This window comes from Aureimonas sp. CAS (genome assembly GCF_059838215.1).
Window position 1 is genome coordinate 3,104,576 of sequence record NZ_CM187563.1, and the last position, 18,198, is coordinate 3,122,773.

The 18,198-nt window shown below is 68.5% G+C and carries 21 protein-coding genes; 7 read left to right on the forward strand and 14 right to left on the reverse strand.

Annotated features, from left to right (window positions below):
• Nucleotide 1: 1 nt before the first annotated feature.
• From cpaB to AC6R2M_RS14955, 3 genes are all read right to left on the reverse strand, one after another.
• Complete coding sequence (cpaB, locus tag AC6R2M_RS14945; protein ID WP_500483466.1) at nucleotides 2-808, reverse strand: Flp pilus assembly protein CpaB; 807 nt, start codon at nucleotides 806-808, stop codon at nucleotides 2-4.
• 132 nt (nucleotides 809-940) lie between these two features.
• On the reverse strand, nucleotides 941-1,432 hold the full coding sequence (locus AC6R2M_RS14950; protein WP_500483468.1) for an A24 family peptidase: 492 nt from the start codon (nucleotides 1,430-1,432) through the stop codon (nucleotides 941-943).
• 19 nt (nucleotides 1,433-1,451) lie between these two features.
• Entirely contained in the window at nucleotides 1,452-1,631 is a 180-nt protein-coding gene (locus tag AC6R2M_RS14955; protein WP_500483470.1) for a Flp family type IVb pilin, read from the reverse strand.
• A 235-nt stretch (nucleotides 1,632-1,866) separates the two neighbouring features.
• Here AC6R2M_RS14955 and AC6R2M_RS14960 point away from each other — a divergent pair, with 235 nt between their 5' ends.
• The 4 genes from AC6R2M_RS14960 to upp all read left to right on the forward strand — a co-directional run bounded on the left by AC6R2M_RS14960 (nucleotide 1,867) and on the right by upp (nucleotide 5,257).
• Nucleotides 1,867-2,322, forward strand: coding sequence for a pilus assembly protein N-terminal domain-containing protein (locus AC6R2M_RS14960; RefSeq protein WP_500483472.1), 456 nt, complete (start codon nucleotides 1,867-1,869; stop codon nucleotides 2,320-2,322).
• A gap of 79 nt (nucleotides 2,323-2,401) precedes the next feature.
• Entirely contained in the window at nucleotides 2,402-3,592 is a 1,191-nt protein-coding gene (locus AC6R2M_RS14965; RefSeq protein ID WP_500483474.1) for a phosphopentomutase, read from the forward strand.
• Nucleotides 3,589-4,593: an adenosine deaminase gene (locus tag AC6R2M_RS14970; RefSeq protein WP_500483476.1), complete on the forward strand. Its 1,005-nt coding sequence runs from the start codon at nucleotides 3,589-3,591 to the stop codon at nucleotides 4,591-4,593. Before AC6R2M_RS14965 ends, AC6R2M_RS14970 begins: the two co-directional genes overlap by 4 nt.
• 34 nt (nucleotides 4,594-4,627) lie before the next feature.
• Nucleotides 4,628-5,257: a uracil phosphoribosyltransferase gene (upp, locus tag AC6R2M_RS14975; protein ID WP_500483477.1), complete on the forward strand. Its 630-nt coding sequence runs from the start codon at nucleotides 4,628-4,630 to the stop codon at nucleotides 5,255-5,257.
• A 196-nt stretch (nucleotides 5,258-5,453) separates the two neighbouring features.
• Here the strand turns inward: upp and deoA are convergent, their stop codons facing one another.
• From deoA to AC6R2M_RS15010, 7 genes are read right to left on the reverse strand one after another with little or no spacing between them, the layout of a single operon-like run.
• Nucleotides 5,454-6,767 carry a thymidine phosphorylase gene (deoA, locus tag AC6R2M_RS14980; RefSeq protein ID WP_500487620.1) on the reverse strand — a complete coding sequence of 438 codons (1,314 nt, stop codon included), beginning with the start codon at nucleotides 6,765-6,767 and terminating at the stop codon, nucleotides 5,454-5,456.
• Between the two features lie 5 nt (nucleotides 6,768-6,772).
• Nucleotides 6,773-7,537, reverse strand: a complete 765-nt coding sequence (gene deoC / locus AC6R2M_RS14985; RefSeq protein WP_500483479.1) for a deoxyribose-phosphate aldolase — start codon at nucleotides 7,535-7,537, stop codon at nucleotides 6,773-6,775.
• Nucleotides 7,538-7,543: 6 nt separating this feature from the next.
• A complete protein-coding gene (locus AC6R2M_RS14990; protein WP_500487621.1) occupies nucleotides 7,544-8,296 on the reverse strand; it encodes a purine-nucleoside phosphorylase in 753 nt (250 codons plus the stop codon).
• Between the two features lie 38 nt (nucleotides 8,297-8,334).
• The gene (locus tag AC6R2M_RS14995; RefSeq protein WP_500483481.1) at nucleotides 8,335-8,730 is read right to left on the reverse strand and encodes a cytidine deaminase; all 396 of its coding nucleotides are present in this window, start codon (nucleotides 8,728-8,730) and stop codon (nucleotides 8,335-8,337) included.
• A 28-nt stretch (nucleotides 8,731-8,758) separates the two neighbouring features.
• Nucleotides 8,759-9,724: an ABC transporter permease gene (locus AC6R2M_RS15000; RefSeq protein WP_500483483.1), complete on the reverse strand. Its 966-nt coding sequence runs from the start codon at nucleotides 9,722-9,724 to the stop codon at nucleotides 8,759-8,761.
• Nucleotides 9,724-10,860: an ABC transporter permease gene (locus AC6R2M_RS15005; protein WP_500483485.1), complete on the reverse strand. Its 1,137-nt coding sequence runs from the start codon at nucleotides 10,858-10,860 to the stop codon at nucleotides 9,724-9,726. The genes AC6R2M_RS15000 and AC6R2M_RS15005 overlap by 1 nt, the downstream gene beginning before the upstream one ends.
• Nucleotides 10,861-10,894: 34 nt before the next feature.
• Nucleotides 10,895-12,421 (reverse strand): ABC transporter ATP-binding protein, encoded by a 1,527-nt coding sequence (locus AC6R2M_RS15010; RefSeq protein ID WP_500483487.1) that lies wholly within the window; start codon nucleotides 12,419-12,421, stop codon nucleotides 10,895-10,897.
• A gap of 156 nt (nucleotides 12,422-12,577) precedes the next feature.
• On the opposite strand from AC6R2M_RS15010, the gene AC6R2M_RS15015 reads away from it, so the two are divergent.
• On the forward strand, nucleotides 12,578-13,012 hold the full coding sequence (locus tag AC6R2M_RS15015) for an acyl-CoA thioesterase (protein ID WP_500483489.1): 435 nt from the start codon (nucleotides 12,578-12,580) through the stop codon (nucleotides 13,010-13,012).
• Nucleotides 13,009-13,215 (forward strand): SlyX family protein, encoded by a 207-nt coding sequence (locus AC6R2M_RS15020; protein ID WP_500483491.1) that lies wholly within the window; start codon nucleotides 13,009-13,011, stop codon nucleotides 13,213-13,215. Before AC6R2M_RS15015 ends, AC6R2M_RS15020 begins: the two co-directional genes overlap by 4 nt.
• Here AC6R2M_RS15020 and AC6R2M_RS15025 read toward each other — a convergent pair.
• From AC6R2M_RS15025 to AC6R2M_RS15040, 4 genes are all read right to left on the reverse strand, one after another.
• On the reverse strand, nucleotides 13,209-13,841 hold the full coding sequence (locus tag AC6R2M_RS15025) for an FMN-binding negative transcriptional regulator (RefSeq protein WP_500483493.1): 633 nt from the start codon (nucleotides 13,839-13,841) through the stop codon (nucleotides 13,209-13,211). The genes AC6R2M_RS15020 and AC6R2M_RS15025 overlap by 7 nt on opposite strands.
• A 66-nt stretch (nucleotides 13,842-13,907) precedes the next feature.
• Nucleotides 13,908-14,903: a BMP family lipoprotein gene (locus AC6R2M_RS15030; protein WP_500483495.1), complete on the reverse strand. Its 996-nt coding sequence runs from the start codon at nucleotides 14,901-14,903 to the stop codon at nucleotides 13,908-13,910.
• Between the two features lie 409 nt (nucleotides 14,904-15,312).
• A complete protein-coding gene (gene msrA, locus AC6R2M_RS15035; protein ID WP_500483497.1) occupies nucleotides 15,313-15,978 on the reverse strand; it encodes a peptide-methionine (S)-S-oxide reductase MsrA in 666 nt (221 codons plus the stop codon).
• A 13-nt stretch (nucleotides 15,979-15,991) separates the two neighbouring features.
• On the reverse strand, nucleotides 15,992-16,300 hold the full coding sequence (locus AC6R2M_RS15040; protein ID WP_500483499.1) for a hypothetical protein: 309 nt from the start codon (nucleotides 16,298-16,300) through the stop codon (nucleotides 15,992-15,994).
• A 219-nt stretch (nucleotides 16,301-16,519) separates the two neighbouring features.
• Here AC6R2M_RS15040 and AC6R2M_RS15045 point away from each other — a divergent pair, with 219 nt between their 5' ends.
• On the forward strand, nucleotides 16,520-18,193 hold the full coding sequence (locus AC6R2M_RS15045; RefSeq protein WP_500483501.1) for an acyl-CoA dehydrogenase family protein: 1,674 nt from the start codon (nucleotides 16,520-16,522) through the stop codon (nucleotides 18,191-18,193).
• The last annotated feature ends 5 nt before the right edge of the window (nucleotides 18,194-18,198 follow it).

The window sequence follows — 18,198 nt, forward strand, 5'->3', positions numbered from 1 at the left end:
CTCAGTTCCCCGTCATGACGTCGCTGGTCCGCCCGTAGCGCACGAGCTTCACGCGCGTTCGCTCGGGCAGTTCCTGCTCGAGAAGGAAGCGGGCATAGCCCGCGCTCCCCGGCACGGAATCGCTCAGCGAGCGCAGCGAGAGGACGAGGCTCTGGGACATCTCCTGGGCGACGGTCAGCGCCTCGGCCTGCGCCGGATCGACCTCGAGCGTCGCGGTCGAACCGACGACGACGCTCGTCCCGTTCTGCTCCTCGATGGTCTGGTCGATGGCGAGGACGCGCAGATTGCGCAGCACCGTTTCGGTCTCGTAGCGATTCTGATCGACGAGGCGTGTCATGATGACGTCGACATGGTCGTTCGGCAGGATGAAGCCGCCGGCCGAGGTCTCGGCCGCGATACGCACGGCGACGGCGCGCTTGCCGCTCGGAAGGATGGCGGACATGAAACCCCGGTCCGCGCGCACGAGCTTGGTCTCGCGCACCGGCTCGCCGGAGAAGAAGCTCTGCCGGGCGATGGACCGCCCGATCTCGCTGATTGCCTCGGGGCGGGTTTCGCGCAGGATCAGATCCTCGCCCACCGCCTCCTTCGGCCAGGTCCGCCAGGCGAGAGCGCCCTCGACGGTGTGGCCCATGGGCAGCGCGCGGGTCGTCGTCAGCACTTCGACGAGGGGAACCTGCGGCTCGGCCGCGGGGGCCGTGATGATGATCGGCTCGGACGGCTCGCGCGCCGTCATGTTGACCGCGACGAGACCGGCGCCGGCCGCCGCCAGGATCGCGATCCCGAAAACCGCAAGACGCGCCAGCTTCATCCGATCCCTCGCCTGCCGGCCTGCCCAAGCGACAGGACCTCCGGTTCGTTATCGGCGGCAAACCCTCAATGTATGGTTAACGAAACTCTACACCTGCATTCGACCGAAGATATCTTGGGATCGTCGCAAGCCTCAGGAGAGGACGGAGGACCAGTCGGCCGATAAGGCCACGACGATGGCGGCTCCGCCGAGGGCGACGCCATAGGGCACGCCGTTGGAGCGGGACAAAAGCCGATCGAGGAATGCAAGGCCCGTCGCGGGCTGCAGGAGCGCCCGGGCCGACAGGACGACCAGGGTCACCACGCCGCCGAGAAGCGTTGCGAGAAGCAGATAGTCGAGGAAGAGCGCGCTCGGCCCGAACCAGAGCGCGGTCGCGGCGATCAGCTTGGAGTCGCCGCCCCCCATCCAGCCGAGCGCGAACAGCGCGGCGGTCGCGGCAAGAATTGCGAGGGCGAAGAGGATGTGAAACGGCGCCGCGGTCCCCGGCATGCCGGCCCAGAGGGCCGACAGCGCGAAGACCGTGACGAGAGCGATGTTCAGACGGTTCGGGATCGTCATCGACGTGATGTCGGACATCATGGCCAGTGCCATGAGAGCCACGAACAGGACGGTCGCTACGATCACGAACGTATCGTCCTTGAACTTATGCGCTGGGAACAGACGACAGCTGGGTGCCGATGTTCGTGAACGCGGTCGTGATGCCGTCGCCGATAAGGGCGATGGCGCCGATCACGACGACGGCCATCAGGGCGGCGATCAGGCCGTACTCGATCGCGGTGGCGCCCTTCTCGTCGCGCCGGAAGCGAGCGAAGAACTTGGACATTGGGAACTCCTTACAGTCCGTTTGTAAATCCACTCCCGTCGACAAGTCCCGTCGATCGGATGCCTCCAATCTACGAAAAGCCCCCTTCCGTTTGGCTAAAGGACAGCGTCTATGATTGGTAAATCGACCTCCATCTCTCGCAGGGTAAAGTTTCGGTGCGCTCGCTTCGTTAAACTTGATGTAAACGGTAGCCGGTTAGCCTGACGGTCGTAGCGAAAGTCGCGAGGTTCCGTCCGTGTCGTCCCGATCCGTCCTTCTCGCCGTCTTCGCCGCCGCCTTGGCCCTGTCCTCGGGCGTCGAGGCACAGGAGAGCGGCCCCTCGATCACGGTCTCGATCGACCAGGCCCGCATCCTCAAGATCAATGACGCGGCCGCCACGATCGTCGTCGGCAACCCCGCCATCGTCGATGTCGCGATCCACGATTCCAAGACGCTGATCCTCACCGGCCGCTCCTTCGGCGTCACCAACATCGTCGTGCTCGATACGGCGGGGGAGCCGGTGCTCGACGAGATGGTGGCGGTGAACAATGTCGAGCTGTCGTCGGTGCGCGTCTATCGTCAGGCGCAGCGCAGCACCTATTCCTGCTCGCCCAATTGCGAGCCCTCCGTGACGATCGGCGACGCTCCGAGCGGGTTCGAGGCCGCGATCGGACAGTTCGCCGCGCGCGAGGCGCGCGCGCGCGCCGACTAAGGTCTGTCCCTGACCCGGCCGGGATTGCCCGGACGCGCGGCCCCGTGGCATCCTGACATCTTTGCCTGAAAGGGCGGCGATGTCCCGCGCGATCCTGATCGTCCTCGATTCCTTCGGCGTCGGAAAGGCGCCCGATGCCCGCGCCTATGGCGACGAAGGCTCCGACACCTACGGCAACATCCGCCGGGCCGCCGAGCGCGGGCAGGCCGACCGGGACGGTCTGCGCTCCGGTCCCCTGCGCCTTCCCCATCTCGACAGGCTGGGTCTGTCTTGCGCCGCCGGCTTCGACGGTCCGGCCCCGGAAGGGCTCTTCGGCACCGCCGCCGAGACCTCCAACGGCAAGGACACGCCCTCCGGCCATTGGGAGATCGCCGGCCTGCCGGTCGCCTTCGACTGGGCCTATTTTCCCGAGACGATCCCGACCTTTCCGCCCGGGCTGATCGAGGCGATCGTGGAGGAAGCGGAGCTTCCGGGCGTCCTCGGCAACCGGCACGGCTCCGGCACGCAGATCATCGAGGAGTTCGGCGCGGAGCATGTCGTGACCGGCAAGCCCATCGTCTACACCTCGGCCGATTCGGTCTTCCAGATCGCAGCGCACGAAACCGCCTTCGGCCTCGATCGCCTCTACCGGCTCTGCGAGATCACGCGGACCCATGTCGATCCGCTCAATATCGGCCGCGTGATCGCGCGGCCCTTCGTCGGCGAGAGCGCCCGGACCTTCAAGCGCACCGCCAATCGGCGCGACTACGCCACCCCTCCCCCGGAGGAGACGCTGCTGGACCGCGTCGAAGCCAGCGGCGCGCGTGTCATCGCGGTCGGCAAGATCGAAGACATCTTCGCCCACAAGGGCGTGACGAAGGTGCTGAAGGGCGCCGGCAACATGGCGCAGTTCGACAAGCTGCTCGAAGCGGTGGCCGAGGCGCGGGACGGCGACCTCGTTTTCGCGAACTTCGTCGATTTCGATTCCGAGTTCGGCCACCGGCGCGACGTTCCGGGCTACGCCGATGCGCTGGAGCGCTTCGACGCGCGCCTGCCCGAACTTTACACGGCGCTTCGGCCCGGGGACCTTGCCATCATCACCGCCGACCATGGCTGCGACCCGACCTATCGCGGCAACGACCACACGCGCGAGCGCGTGCCGGTGCTCGGCTTCGGTCCGGGCGTGGCTCCGCGCGACATCGGCCAGCGCGCGACCTTCGCCGACATCGGCGAGAGCGCCGCGGCCCATCTGGGTCTGGCGCCCGGCCGGCACGGGACGAGCTTCCTGTGAGCGCGGAGCCGAAGGCCGAGTTGCACGTCCATGTCGAGGGCACGGCCTCGCCGGCTCTCGCGCGGGACATGGCGGAGAAGCACGGCGTCGATCTCGGCGACCTGGCGAGGGGCGAGCGCTATCGCTGGGACGGGTTCACCGGCTTTCTGGACGCCTACGACCGGGTCGCTGCGCTGTTTCGCGACGAGGACGACTATCGCCGCCTCGCCTTCGAGTATCTTACCTCGATCGCGGCCGAGGGCGCGATCTACGCCGAATTCTTCGTCTCGACCGATCACGCCCGCACGGCCGGGCTGTCGCCGGACGCCTATCTCGCCGGTCTCGCGGAGGGCGTTCGCGAGGCGGAGGCCAAGAGCGGCATCGTCTCCCGGCTGATCCTCGTCGGCGTTCGCCATCTCGGCCCCGAAGCGGTGGAGGAGACCGCGCGGCTCGCGGCCCGGCTGGCCCATCCTCTGGTCACCGGCTTCGGCCTTGCCGGCGACGAGCGCAAGCACCGCCCACGCGACTTCGCGACCGCCTTCGACATCGCGCGGGACGCAGGGCTGCGCCTCACCGCCCATGCGGGCGAATTCGCCGGTCCCGAGGCCGTCGCCGAAACGCTCGAAAGCCTTCGCGTCTCGCGTCTCGGCCACGGCGTGCGCGCGATCGAGGACGAGGCGCTGGCCGCGCGGCTCGTGGCCGAGGGCGTCACGCTGGAGGTCTGCCCCGGCTCCAATCTGGCGCTGGGCGTCTTTCCCTCACCCGAAGCCCATCCGCTGCGCGCGCTTCACGAGGCGGGCGTGCGCGTGACCGTCTCCTCCGACGATCCGCCCTTCTTCGGCACCTCGCTCGCCGAGGAATATGCCTTCGCCAAGGACGCGGGCTTCACCGCGCCGGAGCGGCTAGCGCTGACGCGCAACGCCATCGAGGCGGCCTTCGTCGACGAGGAGACGCGCGGTTCGCTCCTGGAGCGCCTCGCGATGGACGCCATCCGGCTTGGCGCCCCGAAGTCCATTGGATAGAACGCCCCTCGATCCCCCGAAGGAGCACTCCCGCATGAACGGTGTCACCGTCGTCGACCATCCGCTCGTCCAGCACAAGCTGACGCTCATGCGGAAGAAGGAAACCTCCACGGCGAGCTTCCGGCGGCTCCTGCGCGAGATCTCGACGCTGCTCTGCTACGAGGTGACGCGCGAGCTCGACCTCACCACCATGCGGATCGAGACGCCGATCATGGAGATGGACGCGCCGATCCTGGAGGGCAAGAAGCTCGTCTTCGCCTCCATCCTTCGGGCCGGCAACGGGCTTCTGGAAGGCATGCTCGACCTCGTTCCGGCCGCGCGCGTCGCCCATATCGGGCTCTATCGCGACCACGACACGCTGGAGGCGGTCGAGTACTACTTCAAGGCGCCGGAAGACCTCGCCAACCGCCTCGTCATCGCCGTCGATCCGATGCTGGCAACCGCCAACTCGGCCATCGCGGCCATGGACAAGCTGAAGGAGCGCGGCGCGAGGAACATCCGCTTCCTGTGCCTTCTGGCCGCACCCGAGGGCATTGAGCGGTTCCGCGCGGCCCATCCGGACGTGCAGGTGTTCACCGCCTCGATCGACGAGAAGCTGAACGAGAAGGGCTACATCATCCCCGGCCTCGGCGACGCCGGCGATCGGATGTACGGCACGAAATAGAATCCGGAGCCCTGGCTCGGCATCTCCGAGTCCTCCAGGCCCTCACCCGGCGCTTGGCGCCACCCTCTCCCCAAGGGGAGAGGAAGGGGCGCCTTTCCGTTCAAACGTAGGTTCGGCATCGAAGCTGCCTCCTTCTCCCTGAGGGGAGAAGGTCCCGGCAAGGGGATGAGGGCGTCGAAGGGCGCCGAAGCGCCGACTACGCCCCGAACCGGTCGATGACCGCCGGACTCTCGGCCACCGCCGCGTCGCCGATGCGGTAGGCCTGCCGCACCATCCGTTCGGCCTCCGCGAAGTCCGCCTCGCTGCGGGCGTGGACGAAGCAGAGCGGGCGGTCGGCCGAGACCGCCTCGCCGATCGCAGCCAGACCCGTCAGGCCGACCGCGTGGTCCACGCCATCCTGCGGCCGGGTGCTGCCGCCGCCGAGCGCGACGACGGCAAGGCCGAGGCCCCGCGTATCGACCGCCGCCACCGGACCGCTTTGCGCCGCATGGACGGGCCGGACGAGATCGGTCTTCGGAAGATGGTGATCCATCCGTTCGATGAAGTCGGACGGGCCGCCGAGCGCATGGACCATACGGCCGAAGATGTCGGCCGCCCGTCCGTCGGCGAGCGCGGCGGTGGCCTTGGCGAGGCCCTCCTCGCGCGTCTCCGCAAGGCCCGCCAGTTCCACCATCTCGCCGGCCAGCGCCAGCGTCACCGCCTGCAGGCGCACGTCCCGGTGCTCGCCCGTGAGGAAGCGGACCGCGTTGCGCACCTCCACGGCGTTGCCCGCGTCGGAGGCGAGCGGCTCGTCCATCCCCGTCAGAAGCGCGGTCGTCTTCAGTCCGGCGCCGTTCGCGACCTCGACGAGGCTCTGCGCCAGTTCGCGCGCGCCCGCCTCCGTCTCCATGAAGGCACCCGAGCCGGATTTGACGTCGAGGACGAGGCCCTGCAGGCCGGCGGCGAGCTTTTTCGAGAGGATCGAGGCGGTGATGAGCGGGACCGACTCCACCGTCGCCGTCACGTCGCGGATGCCGTAGAACCGCTTGTCGGCGGGGGCCAAGCGGCCGGTCTGGCCGATGATCGCGCAGCCGATCTCGTCGGTGACCTTCCGGAACAGGGCATTGTCCGGCGAGACCGAATAGCCCGGGATCGATTCCATCTTGTCGAGCGTGCCGCCGGTGTGGCCGAGGCCGCGCCCGGAGATCATCGGAACGCCCGCGCCGCAGGCGGCGACGATGGGCGCGAGCATCAGCGAGACGTTGTCGCCGACGCCGCCGGTCGAGTGCTTGTCCACGATCGGGCGGTCGATGCCCGACCAGTCAAGGACGTCGCCGGAATCGCGCATGGCGAGCGTCAGCGCGACGGTCTCCTCGCGCGACAAGCCGTTGAAGAAGACCGCCATGGCAAGGGCTGCGATCTGTCCCTCGGTGACGCGCTCGCCCTCGAAGCCGTCGATGAAGGCCTTGATCTCGACCGGATCGAGCGGCTTTCCGTCGCGCTTGAGGCGCACGAATTCCTGCGGCAGCATCGGCATCAGTAAGCGTCCTTCACATCGGGGCGCCGTTCGCCCTTCGCAACCGCGATCAGATCCGTCAGGACGCCGGAGGCGCCGAGCCGGAAGATGGAGGGTTTCGCCCAGCCCTCCCCCATCACCTCGTCGGCGAGCGCCCTGTAGGCGAGCGCGTCCTCGAAGCTCCTGATGCCGCCGGACGGCTTCAGGCCCACCGCGCGCCCGTCGTGCTGCAGGATCGAGCGCAGGAGGATGCGCACGGCCGGAAGCGAGGCGCCGGTGCCGGTCTTGCCGGTGGAGGTCTTGAGAAAGTCGGCGCCGCCGCGAAGGGCGGCGACCGCCGCCATCTCGATCAGCGCCGGGTCCCTGAGGTCGCCCGTCTCCAGGATCGTCTTGAGCGTCGTATCGCCCGCCGCCTCGCGAACCCTGGCGACGTGATCGGCCGTGTAGCCCGGATCGTTCTCCACGCGGCGCCAGGCGACGACATAGTCGATCTCGTCGGCCCCGTCGTCGATCGCGCGCCTGACCTCGTCCCGAACCGCCTCGATGTCCTCGCCACCGTCCGGGAAGTTGACGACGGTCGCAAGCTTCATGCCCTGCGGCAGACGCGGCCGCGCATGGGCGACGAAACGCGGCCAGATGCAGATCGCCGCGACCGGCCCTTCCGGCGTCTCGGCCCGTTCGATCAGGGCGTCGACGTCGCTCGAGGTACAGCCGTCGTCGAGATTGGTCAGGTCGAGGCAGGCGATCAGCTCGCGCGCCCGGCTGGCGAATTCGGTCTCGCTCATGCGTTCTTAGAACTCCGGCAGGGCGGCCTTGAGGATCTGGGCGAGCTTCGCCCCGCCCCTCGGCGCCACGTCCTTGGTCTCGTCGTGGGAGAGTTCGTCGCCGGTCATCCCGGCCCCGAAATTGGTGATGACGGAGGCGGCCACGACCCGAAGGCCGAGGAAGCGCGCCAGGATCGTCTCCGGGACGGTGGACATGCCGACCGCGTCCGCCCCGAGCCGGCGCGCCATGCGGATCTCGGCCGGCGTCTCGAAGGAGGGGCCGGAGAACCAGACGTAGACGCCCTCGTGCAGCGCGACGCCGATCCGCTGCGCCGCGTCGATCATCGCCTTGCGCAGATCCCTGTCGTAGGCCGTCGTCATGCCGGTGAAGCGGGCTTCGGACCGCTCGCCGATCAGCGGATTGAGGCCCGAGAAGTTGATGTGGTCCTCGATCAGCATCACTTCGGCGGGCGCAATGCCGGGATTGACCGACCCGGCCGCATTGGTGAGCACCAGCGTCTCGATGCCGAGCGCCCTCAGCGTCTCCAGCGCCGGACGCATCGCCGCCGGGTCGCCCGCCTCGTAATAGTGGATGCGTCCCGAGAGGATCAGCACCTCGACTCCGGCGAGCCGTCCGGCGACGAGCTCCCCGGCATGTCCGGTGACGGCGCTCTGCGGAAAATCCGGGATGTCGCCGTAGGGAATGCGGATCGCGTCCCCGACCTCGGAGACGAGCGAGCCGAGCCCCGATCCGAGAACGAGGGCGACCTTGGGCTGCATGCCTTCGATGCGCCCGGCGATGTGGGAGGCGGCGGCGTTCACGAGACGGCATCCTTCGGAAAGGCGTGGGGCAGAAGCGCGCCGAGCGTGACGGTCTCGACCACGCCCTCCTGCGCGTCGCACAGATGGACCAGCGTTTCGGCAGAGCCGAACTCGGCGAGGCGCTGGCGGCAGCCGCCGCAGGGCGAGCAGGCGCGGAGCTTGGAGGCGACGACGGCAACTTCGGCGATCTTGCCGCCGCCGTCCATCACCATGTGGCCGATCGCGGTCGTCTCCGCGCACCAGCCTTCGGGAAAGCTCACCACCTCGATGTTGCACCCCGAATAGAGCCGGCCGTCGGCCGTGCGGATCGAGGCACCCACGGGAAAGTTCGAATAGGGCGCGTGGCATTTGGCCATCGCGCGCCGGGCGAGGTGGAAGAGGTCGTCGGACATGATACCGAAGTGAAGTCCCCGAAGGCGGCTAACGTTCCTTCACGTATGGCACACCGCCGGCCTTCGGGGGAACGGCCCGGCCGATGAAGCCGGCGAGAAGAACGACCGTCAGGATGTAGGGCAGCGCCTGGATCGCCTGCGGCGGCACCTGCCCGATCAGCGGGAAGGTCATGTTCTGCGCCCGGATCGCGAAGGCGTCGAGGAAGCCGAAGAGCAGGCAGGCGAACATCACCGGCACCGGCTTCCACTTGGCGAAGATCAGGGCCGCGAGCGCGATGAAGCCGCGTCCGGCCGTCATGTCGCGGTTGAAGCCCGCCGCCTGGACGAGCGCGATATAGGTGCCCGCCGCCCCGGTCAGGAGCCCGCAGACGACGACCGCGCGGTAGCGCAGGAAGGTCACCGAGATGCCGGCGGTGTCGACCGCCGCCGGGTTCTCGCCGACCGCGCGAAGGCGCAGGCCGAAACGGGTGCGGAACAAGACCCACCAGGAGATCGGCACCATGGCGAAGGCGAGATAGACGAGAAGGCTCTGCCCGGAAATCACGTTCGAATAGAGCGGCCCGAGCACCGGCACGGAAGCGACCTGATTTGCGAAGGGCAGCGTGATTTCGGGAAAGCGCTGGCTTGCCGTCAGCGGCGGGGTGCGCCCGCCCTGCCCGAACCAGGCGCCGCCGAGGATGATGGTCAGCCCGGCGGCGATGAAGTTGATGGCGACGCCGGACACGATCTGGTTGCCGCGATAGGTGATCGAGGCGAGCCCGTGGACGAGCGCGAAGAGGACGGCCGCGCACAGGCCCGCCAAAAGCCCGTAGAGCGCCGAGCCGGTGACGGCGGCGGCCGTGGCGCTGGCGAAGGCCGCGATCAGCATCTTGCCTTCGAGCGAGATGTCGAAGACGCCGGCCCGCTCCGAATAGAGACCGGCGAGCGCGGCCAGAAGCAGCGGCACCGAAAGGCGGATCGTCGAATCGAGGAGGTTGAGGAAGACCGCGTCCATCAGCTCTTGGTCTCCACGCCGCCCGCCTGCGGATTGCGGAATCGCACCGCCTGGAAGGCCGCGCCGATGCCGGGCCGGAACATGTTCTCCAGCGCGCCGGCAAAGAGGATCACGAGGCCCTGGATGATGACGATCATGTCTCTGGATATCTGCGGCATGTCGAAGGCGAGCTCTGCCCCGCCCTGGTAGAGGACGCCGAAGAGCAGCGCAGCGGGAACGATGCCGGCCGGATGGCCCCGCCCCATCAGCGCGACCGCGATGCCGACGAAGCCGGCGCCGGCCGGAAAGTCGATCTGCAGCCGGTACTGGTCGCCCATCACCGGGTTCAGCGCCATCATGCCGGCGAGACCGCCGGAGATGAGCATGATGATGACGATCAGCTTCACCTGCCGCATGCCGGCATAGCGCGCGGCCGACGGGGAGAATCCTAGCGTGCGGATCTCGTAGCCGAGCCGGGTGCGCCAGATCAGCACCCAGACCAAAAAGGCGGCGACGAGCGCGACGAAGAAGGAAACGTTCAGCGGGGCCCCGCCCATGGAGGCGCCGAACCAGTCGAAGAGCGGCCCGAGCTTGGGCAGCTGGCCGCCTTCCAGAAAGCGGCGCGTCTCGGGCTGCATGGTCTGCGCCGGGCGCAGCACGTTGACGATGAGATACACCATCAGCGCCGTGGCGATGAAGTTGAACATGATCGTCGTGATGACGACGTGGCTGCCCCGCTTGGCCTGGAGGATCGCCGGGATGAAGGCCCATGCGGCGCCGAAGGCGGCGGAGGCGAGGACCGCGAGGGGCAGGTTGATCCACCAGGGGAAGGTGCCGTCGAGGTTCAGCGCCACCAGCGCGACGCCGAGCCCGCCGAGATAGGCCTGCCCCTCGCCGCCGATGTTGAAGAGCCCGCCATGGAAGGCGACGGCGACCGCAAGCCCGGTGAAGATGAAGCTCGTCGTGTAGTAGAGCGTGAAGCCGAGGCCCTCGCCGTAGCCGAAGGCGCCGCGCAGCATCAGCCGCGCCGCCTCGATCGGGCTCTCGCCGACGGCCAGCACCACCAGTCCGGCGACGAGGAAGGCGACCACGACGTTGACCAGCGGAATGACGCCGTGGTCGATCCAGCCGGGCAGCTTGGCATAGGGACGGCTCATTCTGCGGTCTTTCGTCCTGTCGTGTTCGAAGCGCTCACGCCGCGTCCCTTCCCTCGGCGCCGGCCATGAGGAGGCCGAGTTCGCCCTCGTCGGCATCGGGGCCGCGCTCGCCCACGATCCGGCCGTCGAACATCACGAGGATGCGGTCGGAGAGTGCGCGGATCTCGTCGAGCTCGACCGAGACCAAAAGGATCGCCTTGCCGGCGTCGCGCATCTCCACGATGCGGCGGTGGATGAACTCGATGGCGCCGACGTCCACGCCGCGCGTCGGCTGCCCGATCAGGAGCACGTCCGGATCGCGCTCCATCTCGCGCGCCAGCACGATCTTCTGCTGGTTGCCGCCCGAGAAGTTGGCGGTCTTCAGGTCCGGCGAGGGCGGGCGGATGTCGTAGGTGGCGATCTTCTCCTCCGCCTCGCGGCGCATCGCGCCCATGTCGAGGAGCGGCCCGCGCGAGAAGCGCGGCTCGTTGTGATAGCCGAGGATCGCGTTCTCGGCCTCGGTGAAGGCGAGGACGAGGCCCATATGGTGCCGGTCCTCGGGAACGTGGGCGAGGCCCATGGCGCGCAGCATGGAAGGATCGCGCTCGGCGGCGGGGTCCAGCGGGCGCCCGTTCAGCTCGACCGCGCCCGACTTGGCGCGCCGGATGCCCGACAGCGCCTCCAGAAGCTCCGACTGTCCGTTGCCGGCGACGCCCGCGATGCCGACGATCTCGCCCGCGCGCACCTTAAACGAGACGTCCTTGGTCATCGTCACGCCGCGCCCGTCCTCGACGGACAGGTTGCGCACGTCGAGCTTGACCGCGCCGGGCCGCGCCTCGCCCTTTTCCACGCGCAAAAGGACGCGGCGGCCGACCATCAGCTCGGCCAGCTCGCCGACGCTCGTCTCCGAGGTCTTGCGCGTGGCGACAATCTCGCCCCGCCGCATGACGGAGACCGCGTCCGTCACGGCCATGATCTCGCGCAGCTTGTGGGTGATCAGGATGATCGTCTTGCCCTCGTCGCGCAGCGCCGTCAGCACGCCGAAGAGCTGGTCGGCCTCCGCCGGGGTGAGGACGCCCGTCGGCTCGTCGAGGATCAGGATCTCGGCGCCGCGATAGAGCGCCTTGATGATCTCCACCCGCTGCTGGAGCCCGACCGGCAGCTCGCCGACGACGGCGTCCGGGTCGATGGAAAGGCCGTGCTCGGCGGCGAGATCGCGCAGCTGCGCGCGCACCCGCGCGATGCCGGGGCGCAGGAAGGCAGACTGCTCGGCGCCCAGCATGACGTTCTCCACGACCGTGAAGTTCTCGACCAGCATGAAGTGCTGGTGGACCATGCCGATGCCGGCCGCGATGGCCGCGTTCGGATCGGCGATGGAGACGGCCTTGCCGCCGACCCGGATCTCGCCCCGGTCGGCCTGGTAGAAGCCGTAGAGGATCGACATCAGCGTCGACTTGCCGGCGCCGTTCTCGCCCACGATGCCGTGGATCGTTCCCTTCTCCACCGTCAGGTGGATGTCTCGGTTGGCGCGGACCGCGCCGAAGCTCTTGTCGATGCCGATGAGCTCGATCGCTGCCGCCATGCGCTCCTGCCGGACCTTTGGACGTTCGAGGGAAAGTAGAGGCATGCAGGCGAAAGAGCCAGACGCGAGTTGCCGCGCCGCCTTGCCCAAAGCCGTTGCGCGCGCACGCCCGTCCTGTCAACTGACGGACACGTAAACGTCGCGTCAGGAGACCCAATGTCCGAAACGAAGCCGAGGCGGCAGCGCCGCTCCGACTACAAGGCCTTCGTGCCCATCACCTCGCGCTGGTCGGACAACGACATGTTCGGCCACTTGAACAACGCCGCCTACTATTCCTACTTCGACACTGCCGTCACGAGCTGGCTGTTCGGATCGAGGCTTCCGGCGGACGGGAGCCGGCTGTTCTTCGTCGCCGAGACCGGCTGCCGCTATCTCGCCGAGGTCCGCTTCCCGGACCGGATCGAGGTGGGTCTGCGGATCGCCAGGCTCGGCACCTCGTCGGTGACCTACGAGATCGGGGTCTTCCGCAACGGGGAGGACCAGACCTCGGCCGAAGGCCTGTTCGTCCATGTCCACATCGACCCTTCGACGCGGCGGCCCAAGCCCCTCGACGAAGAGGCGAGACAGATCCTTTCGGAGATCGCCCTATGAGCAACGATCCGGCCATCCTGGCGCTGCAGGAACTCACCGCCCATCAGAGCCGCACGATCGAGGACCTGTCCGAGGAGGTGCGCCGACAGGGCGAGACGGTCGACCGGCTGGAGAAGACGCTGCGCGAGCTGGCGCAGCGGTTCCTCTCCTTGGAGGAGGTGGCGACGCCTCGTCCGGAGATCACCAAGCCCCCGCACTACTGAGGATCGACCGGCATCATCTCGCCCACCCGGCGATCGCTCTCGCGAGCGCTCGCCGACAGGCCGTTCACGACGCCTTCGCGGTCCACGGACGATCGGTTCTGGCTGAGCTTGCGCTTGCCCTCCAGCCTCGAGATCGGCAGGCGCAGCCCGACGATGCCCTTGAGCTGAGATTTCACGAAGGGCGCGGGCGCGTCGCCGACCGCCCAAGGCCCTTCTCGCGGCGCTTCGTGAAGATCGGTCAGCCGCATGACCACCTCGTGCAGCCGGGCCTCGTCGTCGAAAAACTCCGGCGTGCCATAGGCGTGGACGGCCGCGTAGTTCCAGGTCGGCACGACCTTTCCGTGCTCGGCCTTCGAGGCGTACCAGGACGGGGTGACATAGGCGTCCGGCCCGGCAAAGATCGCCAGCGCCTCCGCGGTCGGCGCGGCGCGCCATTGCGGATTGGCTTTCGCCAGATGACCGTAAAGGACGCCGTGCTCGCCTTCGCTCGCCTCAAGGAAGAGCGGCAGGGGCGTCGCCATCAGCCCCTCGGCGGTCGCGGTCACGAGCGTCGCCAGACCCGTTTCGCGGATCATCGCAGCGAGGACGAGCGGATCGTCCTCTCGAAAGGCGGGCGGGGTGTACATTCGAACCCGAAGTCCGTCCTCTGGAAGCGAAGAAGGGCGGCCGTCCGGCCGCCCTTCGGATGAGCCTCAGTAGGGGCAGGTCGAGTCCGACATGTAGTCGTGGACCTCGATCTCGCCGGAGATGATGGCGGCCTTCGCCTCCTCGGCGGCGGCGATCATCTCCGGGGTCAGGAGATCCTCGTTGTTCTCGTCCACCGCATAGGCGACGCCGTCGTCCGACAGGCCGTAGGTCACGACGCCCGCCGTCCACTGGTCGTTGGCCGCGTCGGTGAGGGCCGAGACGACCGCGTTGTCCACGCGCTTGACCATGGAGGTCAGCATGTGGCCCGGATGCAGCGCGTTCTGGTTGGAATCGACGCCGATGCCGAAGATGCCGGCATCCGCCGCCGTCTGCAGGACGCCGATGCCCGTGCCGCCGGCCGCGTGGAAGATCACGTCCGCGCCCTGGTCGATCTGCGAGCGGGCGAGCTCGCCGCCGCGCACCGGGTCGTTCCAGGCCGAGCCCGTGGTGCCGGTCATGTTCTCGATGACGGTCGCGTCCTCGCGCGTGGCCAGAACGCCGCCCTTGTAGCCGCAGGCGAACTTGCGGATCAGCGGAACGTCCATGCCGCCGACGAAGCCGACCGTGCCGCTTTCCGACTTCATCGCCGCCAGAAGGCCGACGATGTAGGAGCCCTCCTCCTCCTTGAAGAGGATCGAGCGCACGTTCGGCAGATCGACGACCGAATCGACGATGGCGAAGTCGATGTCCGGGAACTCCGGCGCCACGGCCTCCAGCGCGGCCTGATGGCCGAAGCCGATGGCGATGATCGGCGAATGGCCGTCGCGCGCGAAGCGGCGAAGCGCCTGCTCGCGCTGCGCGTCGTCCTGGATCTCGAAGTCGCGGAACGCGGTGCCGGTCTCCTCCTGATAGCGCTGCGCGCCGACATAGGCCGCCTCGTTGAAGGAGCGGTCGGTGCGCCCGCCGCGGTCGTAGACGATCGCCGGATTGATCTCGGCGAAGGCGCCGGCGGTGCCGGAGAGGAGCGTGGCGGCCGCGAGGCCTGCGAGAATCATCTTCATGAAGCGGATCGTTCCCTGTTGATCGAAGCGCGGCTGGCGCGAAAGACGGCACCGGTCGGTCTCGCGAAGAGACGCCCGGCGTCCATGTGCCGAAATTGGCACGGCTTTCCGGCCGATGCACCAAGATTCAACAGGGGCGACGCGCAAGAACGGAGGAGTGATCGCCAGGGTGTGTGTGTGTGTGTGTGTGTGTGTGTGTGTGTGTGTCAGGGCTTGGCGGGAGGCGGCGGCAGCTCACCCCCCTCTGCCCTGCCGGGCCTCTCCCCCTCGGAGGGGGATATCATTCGCTTCTACGAGGGCACCCGACCTCGAGGGGAGTTCGAGCGTTCAAGCCGCGATCTCCCCCATTGAGGGGAGATGGGCCGCGGCCCAGAAGGGGACTGGATCGAGACGACCCGCGCGGAACGCCTTACGCCGCGACGCCGGTCCCGATCGGGCAGGACACGCCCGTGCCGCCAATGCCGCAATAGCCGCGCGGGTTCTTGGCGAGGTACTGCTGGTGGTAGTCCTCGGCGTAGTAGAATTCCGGCACATCGACGATCTCGGTCGTGATCGTGCCGCGGTGCCCGGCCTTGGCCAGCGCCTCCTGATAGACGGCCTTCGCCGCCTCGGCGGCCTGCCGCTGGCTTTCGGAATTCACGTAGATGCCCGAGCGGTACTGGGTGCCGACATCGTTGCCCTGGCGCATCCCCTGCGTCGGGTCGTGGGCCTCGAAGAAGAGCTTCAGAAGCTCCTCGTAGGTGACGCGCGCGGGGTCGAACACCACGAGGACCACCTCGTTGTGGCCAGTGCGGCCCGAGCAGACCTCCTCGTAGGTCGGGTTCGGCGTGTGGCCGGCGGCATAGCCGACCGCGGTAGAGAGAACGCCGTCGCGCTGCCAGAACTTGCGCTCCACGCCCCAGAAGCAGCCGGCGCCGAAGATCGCCGTCTGCGCGCCGTCCGGGAAAGGGCCTTTCAGCGGCGCGCCGTTGACGAAATGCTCCGAGGCCGTCGGCAGCGGCGTGTCGCGGCCGGGCAGAGCGTGTTCGGCGGACACCATCTCGGACTTGCCGAAGATGCGATCCAGAATGTTCATGGCGAAGGCTCCTTCACAGCGAATGGGGACGGTGTTCGCGTCGCCGCGCCAGAAGCAGGACGAGGATCGCGATGGCCGCCAGCGTCGGCGAGACCGGCCATTGTGACACGACCGACCAGATCTGTTCGGTTCCGCCGCCCGCCGCCACCTGCGGCGTGCCCGCCCGCACCCACTGCTCTTCCGAGAGATACCCGGCCGCCTCGGCGACCGTCGTCAGGCGGAGGGATTCGGCACTCAGGGAACGGGCGATGTCGCCGATGGCGAACAGTGTGGCGGCCGCGAGCACGAGGCAGCCCAGCGTTCGAACGATAAATCCAAGCATCAGGTCGGCATCCGGGAGAGGAGCGTCAAGGGGTCCGGGCGAAGCGCGCCGGACCCCGCCAAGCTACATGATCGCTCCCGCGCGGGAAATCGTCCGGTCGCGGCCCTGTGCCGGACCTTCTGCCTCCCGGCGCTTGCCTGTCTTGCGCGCATCGTGACACGAAGAGCGCATGCCGGCCGCCTCGTGCGGCCGCGCGACGAATGCCCCGGGAGGAACGACATGAACGCCGCAAGCCCTGACGCCGTGCCGGTCACCGAGCACGCGAGCCGCGCCGCCGACGCCGCGCGGCGGTTCGCGGAAGCCGCGGCGAGGACCGTGCGCCAAAAGGTCGCCGGGCCGGACGGGCGGATCGGCGCCGAGGCCGTGAACGACGAGCAGCGCGCCGTCCACGGGCTCGCCTGGATCGCCACCTATGCCGAGACGCTCGCGCGGCTGGCGGCCTGGGCCGAAGCGCGGTCCGGTGCCGGCGGTCTGTCCCGGGCGGACGAGCTCGTCGTCCTGATCGGCTTCGGCGAGTTCCTCGCCTCGCTTCTCGACGGCATCGCGATGAGCCAGAACGAGATCGCGCGCCCTCGCGAGCTCGGGCTCGTGGACGCGGCTGCCGAACTCGGCGCCGATCCGGCTGTGGCCTTCCTTCTGGAACACGGCAACACGGCCGCGCATCGCCGCGAACTCGCCTCGATCCTCGCCGGCGGCGGCGCGATCTCCCACACGCTCGGCGACGACGATCTCGACATGATCCGGGAGCAGTTCCGGCGGTTCGCTCGCGAGCGCATCGCCCCGGACGCACACCGCCTGCATCTGGAAAACGCCCTGATCCCGATCGAGACGGTCGCCGAGATGGCCGAGATGGGCGTCTTCGGCATCTGCGTCGATCCGCAGTTCGGCGGCATGGGCCTCGGCAAGCTCGCCATGTGCGTGGTGACGGAAGAGCTGAGCCGGGCCTGGGTCGCGGCCGGCTCGCTCGGCACCCGATCCGAGATCGCCTGCGAGCTGATCGCGCTGGCCGGAACGCCGGAGCAGAAGGCCCGCTGGCTGCCGAGGATCGCCTCCGGCGAGGTGCTGCCGACCGCCGTCTTCACCGAGCCCGACACCGGCTCGGATCTGGCGCACTTGCGCACCCGCGCGACCCGGCAGGCGGATGGAAGCTGGCGCGTGGACGGCGCCAAGACCTGGATCACCCATGCCTCGCGCTCCGACGTGATGACGCTTCTGGCGCGCACGAACCCGAACGAGCCAGGGCATGCCGGCCTCTCCATGTTCATCGCGCCGAAGCCTCGGGGCCTCGAAGAGGACCCGTTTCCGGCCGACGGTCTGTCCGGCGGCGAGATCGAGGTGCTCGGCTATCGCGGGATGCGCGAATACGAGCTCTCCTTCGACGGCTTCGCGATCGAGGCGGACGGGCTCCTCGGCGGCGTCGAGGGCGAGGGCTTCAAGCAGCTGATGCAGACCTTCGAGGCCGCGCGCGTCCAGACCGCCGCGCGCGCCGTGGGCGTTGCCTGGAACGCCTTCGAGCTGGGGCTCGCCTATGCGCTGGAGCGCCGGCAGTTCGGCGAGGCGATCGTCCGCTTCCCGCGCGTCTCCGACAAGCTGGCGATGATGGCGGTCGAGACGGTGATGGCGCGCGAGCTGACCTATTTCGCGGCCCGCGAGAAGGACAGCGGCCGGCGCTGCGACGTCGAGGCCGGCATGGCCAAGCTCCTGGCCGCGCGCGTCGCATGGTCGAACGCCGACACCGCGCTGCAGATCCACGGCGGCAACGGCTACGCACTCGAATACGACATCAGCCGCGTCCTGTGCGATGCTCGCATCCTGTCGATTTTCGAAGGCGCGGCCGAGATCCAGGCGCAGGTGATCGCGCGCGGACTTCTCGCCAGCCACCGCAACAATTGAGGTCC